We start from the raw sequence: 16,944 nt of genomic DNA, 5'->3' as shown, positions 1-16,944 counted from the left end.
CTGTGGCGGATAGCGGCCATGGCGGGAATCCGTCAGTCCGCGGGGCGCCGCGGGCCGTGCGCGTCTGTCAGTGTCACCGGTCAAAGCACCTCCGGCTCACGTGAATTGGGGATACGCATGCGTGCGACTACGCGCCTGGCCCTCGGTGCGGCGACCGCCGTGGCCCTGGCCGCCACCGCGGTCGTGCCGTCCGGCGCCGCACCACAGGACGACGGACCGGTACACAGACCCATCGTCGGCAGCACTCAGGACGGCAGTGACACGGCCACGGTCACGCTCGTCACCGGCGACCGCGTCGCCGTGGCCACCGACGCCGCCGGACACAGCACGGCGGTCGTACTGCCGGGCGCCGACGGTGAGGCACCGCTGGTGCAGACCCGGCAGTACCGCGGCGACCTGTACGTCTACCCGGCCACCGCGGCCGAGGCGCTCGCGGACGGCCTGGTCGACGAGGAACTCTTCAATGTCACCAGCCTGATACGCCAGGGCTACGACGACACGCACTCCGCCACGCTGCCCCTCATCGCCCAGTACGACGCTCAGGGCGGCGCCGCCCGCAGCGCACCGGCCACGCCCCGTGGCGCCGAGCGCGGGCTTGCCCTGCCGGCCGTGAACGGTGTCGCCCTCGAGGCGGACAAGGACACCGCGGCGACCTTCTGGCGGGACGTCACCGAGCCGCGCACACGGGGCACTTCGGCCCTGGAGCGGCTGTGGCTGGACCGCAAGGTCACCGCCACACTCGACCGCTCCACCCGCCAGGTCCACGCCGACCGCGCCTGGGCCGAGGGCCTGGACGGCACCGGCACCAAGGTCGCCGTCCTCGACACCGGCGTCGACGCGGACCACCCGGACCTGGCCCAACGCGTTGCCGCCACGCGGGACTTCACCGGCTCGCCCACCGGAAGCGAGGACCACGCCGGCCACGGCACGCACGTCGCCTCCACCGTCGGGGGCTCCGGCGCCGCGAGCGACGGCCGCAACAAGGGCGTCGCGCCGGGCACTTCGCTGCTCGTGGGCAAGGTGCTCGACGACTCCGGTTCCGGCCAGAGCTCCTGGATCATCGCGGGCATGCAGTGGGCCGTCGACCAGGGCGCCGACGTGGCCTCCATGAGCCTCGGCTCCAACGCGATCGGCGCCTGCGACGACCCGATGGCCCAGGCGGCCCGGGAATTCGGCGCCTCCACCCGCACCCTGTTCGTGGTCGCCGCGGGCAACTCCGGGCCCGGCACCGAGACGGTCTCCTCGCCGGGCTGTGTCCCCGAGGTGCTCACCGTCGGCGCAGTCGACCGCGACGACACCACCGCGCCCTTCTCCAGCCGCGGCCCGGTGGCCGTCACCCACACCCTCAAGCCGGAGATCGCGGCCCCGGGCGTCGCCATCTCCGCCGCCCGCGCGGGCGGCCGTGGGGTGTACGCCTACACCGGTATGTCCGGCACCTCCATGGCCACCCCGCATGTCGCGGGCGCCGCGGCGATCGTCCGCCAGGCCCACCCCGACTGGACCGCCCAGGAGGTCAAGGCCGCACTGGTGGCCTCCGCCCGCACCGGCGGCGAGGTCGCGGACGCGGCCGAGGCCGGCGCCGGTGTCCTCGACGTGGCCGCCGCCGCCCACCAGCGGGTGACCTCCGTCCCGGCCGTGCAGGCGGGCACCTACGCCTGGCCGCAGACCTCCGCCGACCGCATCACCGTGGACGTGCCGTTCACCAACACCGGCCGGAGCCCGGTCACCCTCGGCCTCGACCTGGACGGCGTCCGCGGCAACGACGGCAGCCGCGTCACCACGCCGGTCGCCCGCCTCGGCGACCGACGCGTCACCGTCCCGGCGGGCGCGACCGTGCGGGTGCCGCTGCGCATCGACCCGACCGCCCGGCTCAGGGACGCCCAGTACGGCGCCGTCACCGGCCGCGTCCTTGCCACCGGCCGCGGCACGCACGTCTCCGTGCCCTTCACCCTCTACGTCGAGCCGGAGACCGTCACCCTGGACGTGCAGGTCCTCGACCGCGACGGCGAGCCCGCCACCGGCGCCTCCTCCCTGGACGTCGTCTCCCTGGACGCCGACCGCGGCGAGCGCCGCCCGACCGACGGGGCCGTGCAGACCTACCGCGTCCGCCCCGGCGACTACCTGATCAGCGCCTTCGCCGTCGGCTACGACGACACCGGCGCCCCCGCCTCCGTCACCTACCTGGGCCGCCCGCAGACCCGGATCATCGAGGACACCACCCTGGTCCTGGACGCCCGCCGGGCCCACCGCATCCAGGTGGCGACCGACCGCCCGTCGACCGTGGCCCGCACGGCACTGTCGTACGCCCGCGTCTGGGACGACACCTGGCTGCTGAGCGGTGAGCTGTCCGCGACCTCGGCCGTGCGGGACTACTACGCGTCCGTCGACCGGCGGGCGACGCACGGCACCTTCGAGTTCCGCTCGACCTGGCGCGCCCTCGGCACGGACGACGACGGTGGCGCGTACGTCTACAACCTGTCCTTCCCGACCGAGGGCCCGCTGACCGGGCCCCGCACCTATCACCCGCGCGACGGGCGGCTGGCCCGTGTCACCGAGCGGTGGAACGCGGTCGGCAAGGAGGCCGACTACCGCGACGCGCTGAGCCTGCGCCCGTCCTGGAGCGGCGACACGTACGTCACCGTCGGCCTGCTCGACCCGGTCCATGTGCCCGCCACGCGCACGGCGTACTACACCACCGGCGACGACGCCTGGGAGCACGGGGTGATGAGCAGCTTCCCGTGGGGCGCCTTCCTGTTCGACCAGGACCGCACGTACGCGCCCGGGGACACCCGCACCGAGGAGTGGTACCGCGGGGTGCTCCGCCCGGCCGCCGCCCGCGACCAGGACGGCGAGCCGACGCTCGCGGCCGAACGGCAGGGCGGCCTGATGGGCTTCCAGAGCGCCTTCTGGGTCGACGGCTCCGGCGACCACTGGTCCGGCGGCGCCTCCTTCGGCGACATCGGCAACCTCGTCCTGAAGCGCGAAGGCGAGGAGATCGGCACCAGCAGCTGGCCGTTCGGCGTGTTCGAGGTCCCGGCCGGCGACGCCCGCTACGAGCTGACCCAGAACCTGCTGAAGCTGCCCAGCTCCGACCGCAACTGGCACCGCTCGACCGCGATCACCACCACCTGGGGTTTCCGCTCCCACCTGGAGGAGGACGTCTTCTCCCGCGGCCTGCCGATCCTCTTCCCGTCGTACGACGTCCCGGTCGACGGCCTGAACACGGTCCCGGCCGAGAACGGTGTGCGCATCGGCGTCACCGCCGAGGGGCACGCCGGATACACCCCGGGTGCCCTGACGGAGGTGTCCCTGGCGTACTCCTACGACGGCGGCACCACCTGGACCGAGGCGCGGACCGTCCGTGAGGGCGGCGCCTGGACCGCGGTGCTCGACCACACCGGCGCCTCCGGCAAGCCGGTCACGCTGAGGACGGAGATCACCGACGACCGGGGCAACACGGTCGCGCAGACGGTGACGCGCGCGTACGACGTGCGCTGACCCGCCGCCTGGAAGGCCGCCCGCCGGGGTCGGCGGGCGGCCCCGACGGGGGGCTCCGAGCCTGTTCCCAGCGGGTGGCATGGTCCGGGCCGCACCGGGTACGCGGGGGACACCGCACCGGGGCCGATCTTGGCCCGGGCCGCTCCCCGACCGCCGTCACCAGGGAAGACGTCATGGACACACCCGCGCACCGCAACAACTACACGCCGGCCCAGCGCGCTCTGGACGCGCTCGCCGAGAACACCGAGGACGCGGCGGCACTGGACACCCTGGCCGGAAGCCACGTCCTGGTGCCCGTGCCCGACGACGCCACCGACGCGGAGGCCACCGACCCCACGACGGTGACCCTGCCCGTCATCGAGCATCCGGGCGGCTCTCCCGTGGTGCCGGTGTTCACCTCGGAGCCGGAGATGGCCCACCTGCTGCCGTACGTCTCCCGCTACCGGCTCGTCCCGCTGGGCGCCCTCGCCTCGCAGTGGCCGACGGACGAAGGGCTGTCCTTGACCATCGACGCGGCCTCCGAGCACGGGCTGACCCTGACCTCGGAGGGCGTCCGCACTCTGCTGGCCCGCCCGCAGGGCTGACTCAAGGCAGCAGCGTCACGTCGTCGGGCGCGGTGATGCCGAAGAGCTCGTCCAGGACACGGCGGGCCTCCTGCTCGTCGGTGAGCTCGCGCTCGGTGACGGAGCCGTCGGCCGCCGTCTCGCTGAGGAGGGACCCGGACAGCAGCAGATGGCCCTCGGCGGTGGTGCGCTGCACATAGGCACTGCCCGTGAACGGCGAGCGGGGGTGCGTGCCCACGTACCAGTTGGCGACCTCGTAGTCCTTCGGTACGACGGTGTCGAGGGTGAAGACGTACTGATCGGCCCACTGCTCCTTCTCGTACGCCTGGAGCGTCCACAGCGGCAGCGGGCCCCAGTCGGGTCTGAGGAGCAGACGATTGCGGCGCGTGCCGGAGCGGAACTCGGTGTCCGCGACCAGGGGCACGGACTCCAGCAGCGCACCGGGGCTGCCGAAACCGGCGTCGGCGAGGTAGGGCTGCTCGTCGCCGGGCACCCGCACCTCCAGCAGCATGTGGGTGCGGGGACGACTGGTGATGTCGTCGGCGCCGACCACGACGCGGCCGGCGATCTCCCGCACCGCGAAGCCGAGCGCGCGCAGCGCGTCGCGCAACAGCGCGTTGTGCTCGAAGCAGTAGCCGCCGCGTCTGCTGTGCACCAGCTTGGCCATGAGGTCGGCCGGTTCCAGGGAAGGGGCCCGACCGGCCAGCGGGTCGAGGTTCTCGAAGGGGATGGACCGGACGTGCGCCTGCTGCACGCCGCGCAGTGTCGTCACATCGGGGCGGCGGGGCCCCTCCCAGCCGATCCGGCGGAGATAGGCGTCAAGGTCGAACTCAGCGGTGTCATCGGACATGGAGCCGACTCTAGGCACACCGCCGAGGCGATGATCACTCTTTTTCGGCGAGGTCCTGGGTGGCGCCCAGCATGCGGGACAGCACCGACCGTTGCAGCGGCAGCACCTCGGCGTGCAGATCGCGGCCCTTGCGGGTCAGCGACACCCACACCCCGCGCCGGTCCTCGGCGCACACGGAGCGCTCGACGAGCCCTTCCTTCTCCAGGCGGCCGATGAGCCGGGACAGCGCGCTCTGGCTGAGGTGCACCCGTCCGGCGAGGTTCTGCACCCGGCACTGCTCGCCCTCCTCGCCCAGATCGGCGGCGAGGAGGTCGAGCACCTCGAAGTCGCTGGCGCCCAGGCCGTGCGGATGCAGGGCCCGGTCGATCTCGCACATCGTGCGCGCGTGCACCGACAGGATGTCCCGCCACCGCTCTTCCAGCCGGGCATCGGCCGTGTTGACTGCCATACCCGCACGGTAACACCGTTCCGACCATTGTTGACTGTGCAACTATCACCGGTGGCCGGGTCGAGGCGGTCAGGCCGCGGGGTCCTGGAGCAGCCCGACGAGGTTGCCGTCCGGGTCCTTCACGGAGGCGATCAGGCGGCCGCCGCCGACGTCCCGTACGTCCTGCAGCGGCGCGGCCCCGGCCTCCAGCAGGGCCGCGAGCGTGGCCCGGATGTCGGTCACATGCCAGTAGGGCACCGGCCCGGTCAGGCCCTGGGCGTGGCCGTTGGGGTCGAGCCCGACGTCCTGACCCGCGTCCTTGTACCCGACGTAGTAGGGCTCGTCCGCGTACGGCTCCACCCCCAGCAGCGCGCCGAACAGGGCCTTCGCCCGGTCCAGGTCCTTGACGGGGTAGATGATCGTCTTCAGGCCGGCGGTCATGGCGTACTCCTCGTGACGTTCCGCGTGGACCGGCGCCCGTTGCGCGCCGGTGATCCCACGCTAGGACCGGGCGGGCCCGGGCGGCTTCTCCGATCCTGACCGGTTGCTCCGGCCGAGCGCGTACGGCACCGGGAGTGTGACCACCGCAGACGCGGCAGGGGGCAGGTCACTGGGACCCGCCCCTGCACCAGGACGGGGGCAGGTCACGGGGACCCGCCCCCCGAACGCCGACAGGGGCAGGCCCCCCGGACCCGGCCCGCCCCCTCCGTCACGTCGACGCGCGCTTGACCAGCTCCGTCGGGAGGATCACCGCCGCCGGGTCCTCGCCTCCTATCTGGGCGAGGAGTACGCGGACCATCTCGGCGCTGATGCGGTCCCAGGGCTGCCGTATGGTCGTCAGCTCGGGGCTGGCGGCCAGCGCGGCGGGGGAGTCGTCGAAGCCGCCGATGGCGATGTCCTCGGGTACCCGCCGCCCGGCCCGGTGCAGGGCCGTGAGGACGCCCTGGGCCATCAGGTCGGAGGCCACGAACACCGCGTCCAGGTCGGGCACCTGGGCGAGGAGCCGTTCGGCGCCCGCCTCACCGCTGGCCCGGCTGTAGTCGCCGGGGACGATCAGACGGTCGTCGATGTCGATGCCCGCGGCGGTGAGCACCTCCTTGTAGCCGGCGAGGCGCTCGACACCGCCCGGGGTGTCCAGCGGACCGGTGACCACGCCGATCCGGCGGCGGCCCAGGGACAGCAGATGCCGGACCATGTCACGGGCGCCGTCGCGGTCGTCGGCGGCCACGTAACTCACCTTCGAGGCCAGCCCGATCGGCTTGCCGCACGCGACCAGGGGTACGCCCGCCTCGCGCAGTCGCTCGGCGACCGGGTCGCCGGAGTGGCTGGAGACCAGCAGCACCCCGTCGACGTGCCCGGCGGTGATGTAGCGCGTTATCCGCCGCCGTTCGTCCTCCGTGCCGGCGATCATCAGCAGCAGCGGGATGTCGTGCGCGGCCAGCGCCTGCGTGCAGCCGCGCAGCAGGACGTTGAAGTTGGGGTCCTCGAAGAACCGCTCCTGAGGCTCCGTCAGCAGAAAGCCGACCGAGTCGGAGCGGCCCGTGATCAGCGAGCGCGCGTGCCGGTTCACGACGTAACCCGTCTTGCGGATGGCCGCGTTGACGGCCTCTGCCGCTGCCGGGCTGACGTAGTGGCCGCCGTTGAGGACGCGCGAGACGGTGCCGCGCGAGACACCCGCCTCGCGCGCCACGTCGTGGATCGTCGGCGGCTTGCGCCGGCCCCCCGTGTTGCTCATGGTCATGACTTTACGGCTCCGGACAGCAGATCCAGGCTCCAGAACCGCTGAATGACCAGGAACAGCGCGATCAGCGGGAACACCGCGAGGAACGCGCCGGTGATCACCAGGGTGTACAGGGCAGGTGTGTTGGCGCCCTGCTCCAGCAACGTGTGCAGACCCACCGTGATCGGGAACTTCTCGTCGTCGCTGAGCATGATGTACGGCAGCAGGAAGTTGTTCCAGATCGCGACGAACTGGAACAGGAACACCGTCACCATGCCCGGGACCATCATCGGCAGCGCGATCCGCGTGAAGATCCGCCACTCGCTCGCCCCGTCCATCCGGCCCGCCTCGACCACGTCACCGGGCACGGCCGCCGCGGCGTAGATCCGCGCCAGGTACACGCCGTACGGGGAGAGGATCTGCGGGAGCAGCACGGACAGGTAGGAGTCCGTCAGGTCCACCTCGGCCATCAGCAGGTACTGCGGGACGGCGAGGATGATCGGCGGCATCAGCACACCCGCCAGCAGGACGTTGAACATCGCCTCGCGGCCGCGGAAGCGGTACATGGCGAGCGCGTAGCCGCTGAACGCCGAGACCACCGTCGACAGCAGGGCGCCCAGGACGGCGTAGAGGGCGGAGTTGCCCATCCACTTCCAGTAGACGCCGTCGCGGTAGGCGTTGAGGTCGGACAGGTTGTCCGTGAAGCCCGTGCCCGGCAGGAAGGTGAACGTGGAGAACAGCTCACTGCCGGACTTGGTGGAGGCGATCACCACCCAGGCCACCGGGAGCAGACAGTAGATCGCGCCCACGAGCAGCGTGATCGTCGGGACGAGCGCGATCCGGCTGCGCAGCGGCGGACGGCTGTGCCGGGCACCGGCGGTGCCGGCCGCCGAGGGGGCCTTCTGTACGGCAAGAGAACTCATCGTGCTGCCCCCTGCTTGTTGCTGCGGTTCGCGGTGCGCAGGAAGCCGAAGCTGAGCACCAGCGTGACGATCGCGATGATCACGGCCTCGGCGGCCGCCGCATAGATGTCACCGGTGCCGAAGGCGTCCCGGTAGACCTTCATCAGCGGGCTCCAGGTCGTCGACATCGCGTTGGTGAGCGGCTTGAGCGTCATCGGCTCGCTGAACACCTGGAGCGTGGCGATGATCGAGAAGAAGAAGGTCAGCACCAGCGAGGGCGCCACCATCGGGATCTTGATCCGCAGCGCGATCTGCAGCGGGGTGGCGCCGTCCAGCTTCGCCGCCTCGTACACCTCGGCCGGGATGGCCTGGAGCGAGGTGTAGATGACGATCATGTTGAAGCCGGTGCCGCCCCAGACCGCGATGTTCGACAGGGCCAGGTACAGCGGACCGCCGTCCAGCAGGTCCGGCTGCGGCAGGCCGAACTTCTCCAGCACGAAGTAGAACGGGCTGACGTCCGGCAGGTACAGGAAGCCCCACAGCAGCGCCGCCACCACGCCGGGGATGGCATACGGCAGGAAGATCGCGAGGCGGGTGAAGGGGGCGAGCCTGACCTTGTCGGAGTCCAGCATCAGCGCGAACAGCAGGGCGAGGCCCAGCATCACCGGCACGACGATGCAGCCGTAGCCGAGGACGCGCAGGGCGCCGTCGAGCAGCTCGCTGTCGCTGAGGGCGGACGTGTAGTTCTCCAGCCCGGCCCAGACCTCCTTGCGGGCACCGGACCCGAGGCCCAGCCCGGAGACCTTCACCTTGTGGAAGCTGAGCCAGACCGCGTAGCCGATGGGGAGCGCGAAGAACAGCGCGAAAAGGATCGTTGCGGGGAGGAGGAAGGCGTACGGGGCCCCCTTGACCCCGTACGACTTCCGGCGTGCGGTCGTCACTCGGAAACCTCGAAGCCCTGCTTCTTCATGTCGGCGACCGTGTCGTCCTGCATCGTCTTCAGGGCGGCGCCGAAGTCCGACTTGTTCTTCGCGGCGGCGCCGAAGGCGTCCTTGAAGCTGGTGTAGGCGACGTTCACGTTCGGGCCCCACGCGGCGGGCGCGGTGGTCTTCGCGATCTTCGCGGCCTGCTGGTAGAAGTCGGGCTGGTTGGCGAAGTACTCCGGCGGGGTGGTGAAGGCGCCGCTGAGCTGGGCGGCGGAGGAGGCCGGGTAGATGCCGCTCTCCTTGGCCAGGGCGTTCAGGGCGTCACCGTCGGTGTTCAGCCACGCGGCGAACTTGGCGGCGGCCTCCTTGTGGCCGGAGTCGGTGGTCACCGCGGTGGAGGATCCGCCCCAGCTGCCGGTGACGTTGTCGCTGTCCGTCCACTGGGGGAGCGGGGCCATGGCCCACTTGCCCTTGGTGTCGGGCGCGGCGGTGGTCAGGGTGCCCGGCGCCCACACGGCGCTGACCCAGGCGATCTGCTTGCCCGTGTTGAGCGCCTTGTTCCAGGCCGGGGTGTACATCGGCTGGTTGTCGATGGCGCCCTCCTTGACGAGGTCGCCCCAGAACGTGGCGACCTTCTGGGTCGCCGCGTCGTCGATGCCGACCTTCCACTTCTCGCCCTCGGTGGTCCACCACTTCGCGCCGGCCTGCTGGGCCAGGCCCGCGAAGAGGCCGGAGTCGTTGGCGGAGAACGTCGTCAGGTCGGTGCCCGGCGCCTTCTTCTTCAGCGCGCGGGCGGTCTCGGCGAACTGTTCCCAGGTCGTGGGGACCTTCAGGCCGTACTTCTTGAACAGGTCCTCGCGGTAGTAGAACATCATCGGGCCGATGTCCTGCGGGACCGCGTAGACCGCGTCCGTGCCCAGCGTGGTCTGCTGCCAGACACCGTCGGCGAACTTGTCCTTGACGTCGTCCACGTCGCCGGAGATGTCCGCGAGGGCGTCGTTGCTGACCAGCGTCGGCAGGGCCTGGTACTCGGCCTGGACGAGGTCCGGGCCCTTGCCGGCCTTGTGCGCCGTGAGGATCTTGGTGACGAGTGTGTCGCCGGAGGCCTGCTTCTTCACCGTGACGGTGATCTGCTGCTCCTTGCCCGGGCCCTTGTTCCACAGGTCGACGACCTTGTCCATGCCGGGCGTCCAGGTCCAGTAGGTGAGCGAGACCGGGCCGGACTGGGCCTCGTTCTCGTCGTCGGACCCGCCGCAGGCGGCGAGGGCGGTGGTGCCGAGTGCGACGGCGACTGCGGTGGCTGTGACCCGACGGAGCCCGCGGCGCTTCGTGATGGGCATGGATCTCTCCCCTGACCTGGGTCTCCGCCTGTTGCGAAGACCTGCCATGCTTCTGTGAGCGTTCACAGTAGAGAAACATCCCAGACACTTGTCAATGGTTGTTGCTGTGCGGTTATGTTGGGCTCGCACCGCTGAGCGTGTGTGTGCACGTTCCCAAATGATCGATTACCCGGGAGAGAATCCATGCCGGACGCCACCCCCAGGGGCCTCACCAGGCTCGCCTTCGGCGGGGACTACAACCCCGAGCAATGGCCGGAAACCGTCTGGCACGAGGACGTCCGGCTCATGCGTGAGGCCGGCGTCTCGATGGTGAGTGTGGGCATCTTCTCCTGGGCGCTCCTGGAGCCTTCACCCGGGGTGTACGACTTCGCCTGGCTCGACCGGCTTTTCGATCTTCTGCACGAGAACGGCATCCATGTCGACCTCGGCACCCCCACCGTCGTCCCGCCGGTGTGGTTCTACCGCGCCCACCCCGAGGCCCTGCCGGTGACGGCCGACGGCACCCGCTACGAGTTCGGCTCGCGCGGCGCCATCTGCCACAGCAACACCGACTACCGAGCCGCCGCGGCGAACATCGCCACCAAGCTCGCCGAGCGCTACGGCGACCACCCGGCGCTGGCCATGTGGCACGTCCACAACGAGTACGGCGTCCCCGTCTCGGCCTGCTACTGCGACTCCTGCGCGGGCCACTTCCGACGCTGGCTGCTGGGGACGTACGGCACGATCGAGTCGCTGAACGAGGCCTGGGGCACCGCCTTCTGGGGCCAGCGCTACGGCGACTTCGAGGAGATCAACCCGCCCCGCGCCACCCCCACCGTGGGCAACCCGGCCCAGGCGCTGGACTACCGCCGCTTCGCCGACGCCACCATCCGCGAGAACTTCCTGATGGAGCGGGACATCCTGCACCGCCTCTCGCCCGGCGTCCCCGTCACGACGAACTTCATGACCGCCCTCAGCCAGTGCGACTCCATCGACTACTGGGCATGGGGCCGCGAGGTCGACATCGTCACCAACGACCACTACCTGATCACCGACGGCCGCCGCACCCACGTCAACCTCGCCATGGCCGCCGACCTCACCCGCTCCGTCGCCGGCGGCGCCCCCTGGATCCTCCTGGAGCACTCCACCTCGGGCGTCAACTGGCAGGCCCGCAACCCGGCCAAGGCCCCCGGCCAGATGGCCCGCAACTCTCTCGCCCATGTGGCACGTGGCTCCGAGGGCGCCATGTTCTTCCAGTGGCGCCAGTCCCGGCGTGGCGCCGAGAAGTTCCACTCCGCGATGGTCCCGCACGGCGGCACCGACACACGCGTGTGGCGCGAGGTCGTCGAACTGGGCGCCACCCTCGACACCCTGAACCCGATCCGCGGCACCCGCACGGTCGCCGACGTGGCCGTGCTGTGGGACTGGCAGTCCTGGTGGGCGCAGAACCTCGACTGGCGGCCCAGTGAGGACCACGACGCCCGCGAGCGCGCCGACAGCTTCTACGAGGCTCTCTACGACCGGCACCTCACGGTCGACTTCGCCCACCCGGAGGCCGACCTGTCGGCCTACCCGCTGGTCGTCGTCCCCGCGCTGTACCTGATGACGAAGGCCGCGGGCGACAACCTACGGCGCTATGTCGAGCAGGGCGGCACCCTCGTCGTGTCGTACTTCTCCGGCATCGTCGACGAGCACGACGCAGTCCACGAGGGCGCCTACCCGGGCGTGCTGCGCGACACCCTCGGCCTGACCGTCGAGGAGTTCTCGCCGCTGCTGGGCGGCGAGCGCGTGCGCCTGAGAGGCCCCGACGGCGCCGAGCTCGACGGCGACGTGTGGACGGAGTTCGTGGTGCCGCGCGGCGCCGAGACCATGTGGACGTACACCGACGGCCTCACCGCCGGCCGCCCCGCCGTCACCCGGCACCGCCTCGGCGAGGGCACCGCCTGGTACATCTCCACCCGCCTCGGCACCGACGGCGTCGACGCCGTCCTCGCCCGCGCGGCCCAGGACGCGAGCCTCGCGCCGCGCACCGAGCTGCCCCGGGACGTCGAGGTCGTCCACCGCACGGGCGAGCAGGGCAGCTACCTGTTCGCGATCAACCACACCGCCACCGAGGCGAAGGTGCCGCTGGACACGCCCGGCACCGAACTGCTGACGGGCGAGCGCGCCGCGGGCCGGCTGGCCGTGCCCGCGGGAGCCGTACGGGTCCTGCGACTCGACGGCTGAGCCGACTCCCCTCCGCCCGCGCGAGCCGCACGAGCCGCGGGCGGAGGGGCCGCCTCCACCCGAGGTCCTTCCAGGGAGCCCCGGGAACCCCGGTCTCACCGCCGCGGCGGAGGCACCCCCATCCCCATCACGTCGAAGGGACGACGGACGACGATGTTCCATCCCAGACGCACCATCAAGGCCCTGCTGCTCCCGCTCGCCGCGGGCCTCGCCCTCACCTCCCTGCCCGCCCAGACCGCACAGGCGGCGAGCACCCTCACCAACGGCGGCTTCGAGACCGACGGAGCCGGCACCGGCACCCCCAGCGGCTGGTCCGAGTACGGCGACACCGGCGCCTCCTTCTCGGAGTCCGGCGGCCACGGCGGCAGCTACCGGCTCAGCCACTGGGCGTCCTCCGCCTACAAGGTGGAGACCTACCAGTACCTGTCCGGGCTGACCAACGGGAACTACAAGCTCACCGCCTGGGTGCGCTCCGGCGGCGGCCAGAACGCCGCCTACATATCCCTGAAGAACTGCGGCGGCACCGAGCAGCGCACGAACCTCCCGGTCTCCGCCAGCGGGTGGATCCGTATCGTCGTGCCGGTCAATGTGACCAACAACCAGTGCACGATCAGCATCAACAGTGACGCGAACGCCGGCAACTGGATCAATGTCGACGACCTGACCTTCACGTCCGGCACGTCCGGTACATCCATCCATGGTGCCGACATCTCCTCCCTCGCCAAGAGCGAGGCCAAGGGCGGCGTCTACCGGAACAGCTCCGGCACCACCGGTGACCCGGTCGCCGTCCTCAAGTCCGCCGGCATGAACTACGCGCGCCTGAAGGTGTGGGTCAACCCCGCCGACGGCTACAACACCAAGACGCAGGTCCTGGCGACGGCCAAGCGCATCAAGGCCCAGGGCATGAAGCTCCTGGTCGACTTCCACTACTCGGACTTCTGGACCGACCCCGGCCAGCAGGCCAAGCCGTCCGCGTGGTCCGGCCACTCCTACAGCCAGCTCAAGACCGACGTGTACAACCACACGTACGACGTGCTGAACGCCCTGAAGGCCCAGGGCACCACCGCCGACATGGTCCAGGTGGGCAACGAGATCAACGGCGGCATGCTCTGGAACGAGGGCTCCACCGCCAACTGGTCGCAGCTCGCCGGTCTGCTCAACTCCGGCTACGACGCGGTCAAGGCGGTCAACTCGTCGACGCAGGTGGCCCTGCACCTCGCCAAGGGCGGCGACCTGGCGGGCACCCGCTCGTGGTTCGACAGCGCGGTCGCCCAGGGCGTGAAGTTCGATGTGATCGGCCTGTCCTACTACGGCTACTGGCACGGCTCGCTCTACGACTTCCAGACGACCCTGGACGACGCGGCCGCCCGCTACGGCAAGCCGGTCTACGTCGCCGAGACGGCCTACCCCTTCCGGCTGGGCAGCGAGGACTCCCACGAGGACGTCATCGACCTCAGCAGTGAGCTCGTCTCCGGCTACCCGGCCACCGTCGCCGGGCAGACCAGGTGGATGAACGACGTCGCGAGCATCGTGGAGGCCGTCCCGAACGGCCGCGGCCTCGGTGTCTTCTACTGGGAGGCCACCTGGACCGCGGTCACCGGCAACGGCTGGGACCCGACCGACGCCTCCTCCGGCAACGCCTGGGAGAACCAGGCCCTGTTCGGCTACGACGACCGGGCGCTCGCCTCGATGTCCTGGTTCAGCCACCGCTGACCGCCCTTCCCGAGGGGCCCGGCCGCCACCCCGGCGGCCGGGCCCTTGGCGCGCCCGGGTCGGCGAACACCTCGATGCCGTACGGCAGTTCGATACCGGACAAGAGTGGCGAAGTGCCGGACGCGGCGGCGTGTGCGGCGCCAAAGTGGGAATGCGCTGTACGAGCGCCCGTAGTCGAGGGGGACGAGATGCTGAGGACTCCCACCAGCGAACTGCGCCTGGACATCCTGGAGGTGCTGAAGGACCCGGTCGCCCATTTCCCGCCCGGCCGCCAGGGCGACCTCCTGGAGGACGGGGTCACCTGCGAGGCCGTCGCCGCCCGGCTCGGACTGCGCCGTGAGGTCGCCGCGACCCACCTCGGCCTCCTCGCCGAGCTCGGCCTGCTGCGCACCCGCCGGGTCCGGCGCGCGGTCCACTACCGGCGCGACGAGGTGCGCATCGCCGAGGTGGCCCGGATGTTCGAGAAGGGCTGGTAGCGTCACCTCCCCGGCGGAAGGGCAGGGCGTCGATGACCGCACCCCAGGCACGCGCACCGCAGGCACTCGCGCCGCGCAGACTGATCGCCCTCGGCGCGCGGGGGCCCGAGGACGTCGTGGCCGACACGCGAGGACGCGTGCTGACTGGCGTCGAGGACGGCCGCATCCTGCGCCTGGACGGCCTGGCCAACCCCGCCGGAGGCCCCCGCGTCGAGGTGCTCGCGCGGACCGGCGGCCGCCCCCTCGGCCTGGAACTGCTCCCCGGCGACGACACGTTGCTCGTCTGCGACGCCGAACACGGCCTGCTCCGCGTCGACCTCGCCTCCGGCGCCGTACACGTTCTCGCCGACACACTGGCGGGGGAGCGGCTGCGGTTCTGCAGCAACGTCGTCGCCCTGTCCGACGGCAACGTCTACTTCACCGTCTCCAGCACCCGCTACCCCCTCCACCAGTGGATCGGCGACCTGGTCGAACACACCGGCACCGGACGCCTGCTGCGCCTGGCGCCCGGCGCCTCCGTGCCCGAAGTCGTCCTGGACGGGCTGCAGTTCGCCAACGGACTCGCGCCCGCCGCCGACGAGTCCTTCCTGGTCGTCGCCGAGACCGGCGCCCGCCGGCTGACCCGCGTGCCGCTCACCGGGCCGTCCGCGGGGCAGGCGCAGCCCTTCGCCGAGAACCTGCCCGGCATGCCGGACAACCTGTGGCGCGGCGGACCGGACGGCCCGATCTGGGTCGCGCTCGCCGGACCCCGCGTCCCGCCCCTGGACCTGCTCCACCGCGCCGCCCCCGCCGTCCGCCGCGCCGCCGCCCGGGCCGCCGTGCACGCCCCCTTCCGCCCCACCGGCGCGACCGGCGTCCTCGCCTACGACGACCAGGGCAGCGCCCTGCACCACCTCACCGCCCGCCACTCCCGCTTCCGCATGGCCACCAGCGTCTGCGAGGCCTCCGGCCTGCTCGTCCTCGGCAGCCTGTGGGAACGCGGCGTGGCGGTGTGCGAGCGGCCCGCCGTGAAGTGACCCGGTCCGTCCGACGGCGTTACCCTTTGACGGTCCGCGATCACCGCGGAGCGGCGGTGCAGGAGACGTACGACCATGACAGCCCAGGACACCGGCACGGACGCCCCCGTGCGCGCGGCGCGCCGGCACGGCCAGGCACCCGTCGTCGCGGCGGTCGCCGTGGGCGGGGCGATCGGCGCCACCGCGCGGTACGCGGCCTCCCTGCTGTGGCCCGCGCACAGCGGCGGCTTCCCCTGGACGACCTTCTGGGTCAACGTCACCGGCTGCGCCGTGATCGGCCTGTTCATGGTGCTTGTCGTCGAGGCCCGGTCCGTCCACCGCCTGGTGCGGCCCTTCTTCGGCACCGGTGTGCTCGGCGGCTACACCACCTTCTCGACGTACGCCGTGGACATCCAGAAACTCCTCGACGACGGCCGCACCGCCACCGCACTGGCCTACCTGGCCACGACCCTGCTCGCCGCCCTCACGGCCGTATGGCTGGCGGCGACGGCCGCCCGCCGGCTGCTGCTCCGGAGGCCCCGATGACCGGACCGACCGCCGCCCGGGCCCTGCGCCTGACCGTGTTCGTCGACGAGGACGACACCTGGCACCACCGGCCCCTGTACTCCGAGATCGTCCACCGCGCGCACGAGGCCGGCCTGGCCGGCGCCAGCGTCTTCCGCGGCATCGAGGGCTTCGGCGCCTCCGCCCTGATCCACACCTCGCGCCTGCTCTCCCTGAGCGAGGACCTGCCGGTGGCCGTCGTGATCGTCGACACCGAGGAGCGCGTACGGGCCTTCCTGCCGCGCCTCGCCGAACTGGTCGAAGAGGGGCTGGTGACCCTCGACGAGGTGGAGGTCGTCCGCTTCCCCCAGAGCGGCGCGGACGGGCAGGCCGGCCGATGAACTGGCTGCTGGTGGCCGTCGGCGGCATGATCGGCGCCCCCCTGCGCTACCTCACCGACCGCGCGGTCCAGTCCCGGCACGACTCCCTCATGCCCTGGGGCACCTTCGCGGTCAACGTCACCGGCTCCCTGATCCTCGGCCTGCTGACCGGCGCCGCCGCGGCGGGCGTCACCGGCTCCCACACCCGACTGCTGCTCGGCACCGGCCTGTGCGGCGCGCTGACCACCTACTCCACCTTCTCCTACGAGACCCTCCGCCTCACCGAGGACGGCGCCCGGGGCTACGCCCTCGCCAACGCCGCCCTCAGCGTCCTGGCCGGCCTCGGCGCGGCCTTCGCGGGCGTGGCCCTGGCCCGCGCGGTGTGGGGCTAGGGCCTCCGCCGACCCTGATCCGGACGACAGGCCCTGGCCCCCTGCCGCGGCGG

Annotated in this window: 16 protein-coding genes; 9 read left to right on the top strand and 7 right to left on the bottom strand. The window is 71.7% G+C overall.

What is annotated here, in order from left to right; translation table 11 throughout:
• Window positions 1-117 precede the first annotated feature (117 nt).
• Window positions 118-3,498: a S8 family serine peptidase gene (locus ACIQ6Y_RS17190; RefSeq protein ID WP_404038961.1), complete on the top strand. Its 3,381-nt coding sequence runs from the start codon at window positions 118-120 to the stop codon at window positions 3,496-3,498.
• Between the two features lie 173 nt (window positions 3,499-3,671).
• Window positions 3,672-4,082, top strand: coding sequence for an SseB family protein (locus ACIQ6Y_RS17185; RefSeq protein WP_404038958.1), 411 nt, complete (start codon window positions 3,672-3,674; stop codon window positions 4,080-4,082).
• A gap of 1 nt (window position 4,083) precedes the next feature.
• On the opposite strand, the gene ACIQ6Y_RS17180 is transcribed toward ACIQ6Y_RS17185, so the two are convergent.
• The 7 genes from ACIQ6Y_RS17180 to ACIQ6Y_RS17150 all read right to left on the bottom strand — a co-directional run bounded on the left by ACIQ6Y_RS17180 (window position 4,084) and on the right by ACIQ6Y_RS17150 (window position 10,226).
• On the bottom strand, window positions 4,084-4,911 hold the full coding sequence (locus ACIQ6Y_RS17180) for an arylamine N-acetyltransferase (protein WP_404038955.1): 828 nt from the start codon (window positions 4,909-4,911) through the stop codon (window positions 4,084-4,086).
• A gap of 34 nt (window positions 4,912-4,945) precedes the next feature.
• Entirely contained in the window at window positions 4,946-5,359 is a 414-nt protein-coding gene (locus ACIQ6Y_RS17175; protein WP_404038953.1) for a MarR family winged helix-turn-helix transcriptional regulator, read from the bottom strand.
• A gap of 69 nt (window positions 5,360-5,428) precedes the next feature.
• The gene (locus ACIQ6Y_RS17170; protein WP_404038950.1) at window positions 5,429-5,779 is read right to left on the bottom strand and encodes a VOC family protein; all 351 of its coding nucleotides are present in this window, start codon (window positions 5,777-5,779) and stop codon (window positions 5,429-5,431) included.
• Window positions 5,780-6,047: 268 nt separating this feature from the next.
• Complete coding sequence (locus ACIQ6Y_RS17165) at window positions 6,048-7,079, bottom strand: LacI family DNA-binding transcriptional regulator (RefSeq protein ID WP_404038948.1); 1,032 nt, start codon at window positions 7,077-7,079, stop codon at window positions 6,048-6,050.
• A complete protein-coding gene (locus ACIQ6Y_RS17160; RefSeq protein ID WP_404038945.1) occupies window positions 7,076-7,981 on the bottom strand; it encodes a carbohydrate ABC transporter permease in 906 nt (301 codons plus the stop codon). The genes ACIQ6Y_RS17165 and ACIQ6Y_RS17160 overlap by 4 nt, the downstream gene beginning before the upstream one ends.
• Window positions 7,978-8,901, bottom strand: a complete 924-nt coding sequence (locus ACIQ6Y_RS17155) for a carbohydrate ABC transporter permease (protein ID WP_404038942.1) — start codon at window positions 8,899-8,901, stop codon at window positions 7,978-7,980. Before ACIQ6Y_RS17155 ends, ACIQ6Y_RS17160 begins: the two co-directional genes overlap by 4 nt.
• Entirely contained in the window at window positions 8,898-10,226 is a 1,329-nt protein-coding gene (locus ACIQ6Y_RS17150) for an ABC transporter substrate-binding protein (RefSeq protein ID WP_404038939.1), read from the bottom strand. The genes ACIQ6Y_RS17155 and ACIQ6Y_RS17150 overlap by 4 nt, the downstream gene beginning before the upstream one ends.
• Before the next feature lie 183 nt (window positions 10,227-10,409).
• On the opposite strand from ACIQ6Y_RS17150, the gene ACIQ6Y_RS17145 reads away from it, so the two are divergent.
• The 7 genes from ACIQ6Y_RS17145 to crcB (ACIQ6Y_RS17115) all read left to right on the top strand — a co-directional run bounded on the left by ACIQ6Y_RS17145 (window position 10,410) and on the right by crcB (ACIQ6Y_RS17115) (window position 16,891).
• Window positions 10,410-12,431 carry a beta-galactosidase gene (locus ACIQ6Y_RS17145; RefSeq protein ID WP_404038937.1) on the top strand — a complete coding sequence of 674 codons (2,022 nt, stop codon included), beginning with the start codon at window positions 10,410-10,412 and terminating at the stop codon, window positions 12,429-12,431.
• 153 nt (window positions 12,432-12,584) lie between these two features.
• The gene (locus ACIQ6Y_RS17140; RefSeq protein ID WP_404038935.1) at window positions 12,585-14,144 is read left to right on the top strand and encodes an arabinogalactan endo-beta-1,4-galactanase; all 1,560 of its coding nucleotides are present in this window, start codon (window positions 12,585-12,587) and stop codon (window positions 14,142-14,144) included.
• A gap of 188 nt (window positions 14,145-14,332) precedes the next feature.
• Complete coding sequence (locus ACIQ6Y_RS17135) at window positions 14,333-14,620, top strand: ArsR family transcriptional regulator (protein ID WP_404038933.1); 288 nt, start codon at window positions 14,333-14,335, stop codon at window positions 14,618-14,620.
• A gap of 32 nt (window positions 14,621-14,652) precedes the next feature.
• Window positions 14,653-15,636 carry an SMP-30/gluconolactonase/LRE family protein gene (locus ACIQ6Y_RS17130; protein WP_404038930.1) on the top strand — a complete coding sequence of 328 codons (984 nt, stop codon included), beginning with the start codon at window positions 14,653-14,655 and terminating at the stop codon, window positions 15,634-15,636.
• 75 nt (window positions 15,637-15,711) lie between these two features.
• Window positions 15,712-16,161, top strand: coding sequence for a fluoride efflux transporter CrcB (gene crcB, locus ACIQ6Y_RS17125; RefSeq protein ID WP_404038927.1), 450 nt, complete (start codon window positions 15,712-15,714; stop codon window positions 16,159-16,161).
• Window positions 16,158-16,520 carry a DUF190 domain-containing protein gene (locus ACIQ6Y_RS17120; protein WP_404038925.1) on the top strand — a complete coding sequence of 121 codons (363 nt, stop codon included), beginning with the start codon at window positions 16,158-16,160 and terminating at the stop codon, window positions 16,518-16,520. Before crcB (ACIQ6Y_RS17125) ends, ACIQ6Y_RS17120 begins: the two co-directional genes overlap by 4 nt.
• Window positions 16,517-16,891: a fluoride efflux transporter CrcB gene (gene crcB, locus ACIQ6Y_RS17115; protein ID WP_404038922.1), complete on the top strand. Its 375-nt coding sequence runs from the start codon at window positions 16,517-16,519 to the stop codon at window positions 16,889-16,891. The genes ACIQ6Y_RS17120 and crcB (ACIQ6Y_RS17115) overlap by 4 nt, the downstream gene beginning before the upstream one ends.
• Window positions 16,892-16,944: the final 53 nt, after the last annotated feature.

This window comes from Streptomyces sp. NPDC096205, from assembly GCF_044763135.1.
Taxonomy (GTDB): Bacteria; Actinomycetota; Actinomycetes; order Streptomycetales; family Streptomycetaceae; genus Streptomyces.
Note: the sequence above shows the minus strand (reverse complement) of the source record. Positions and strands in the feature narration are given on the sequence as shown.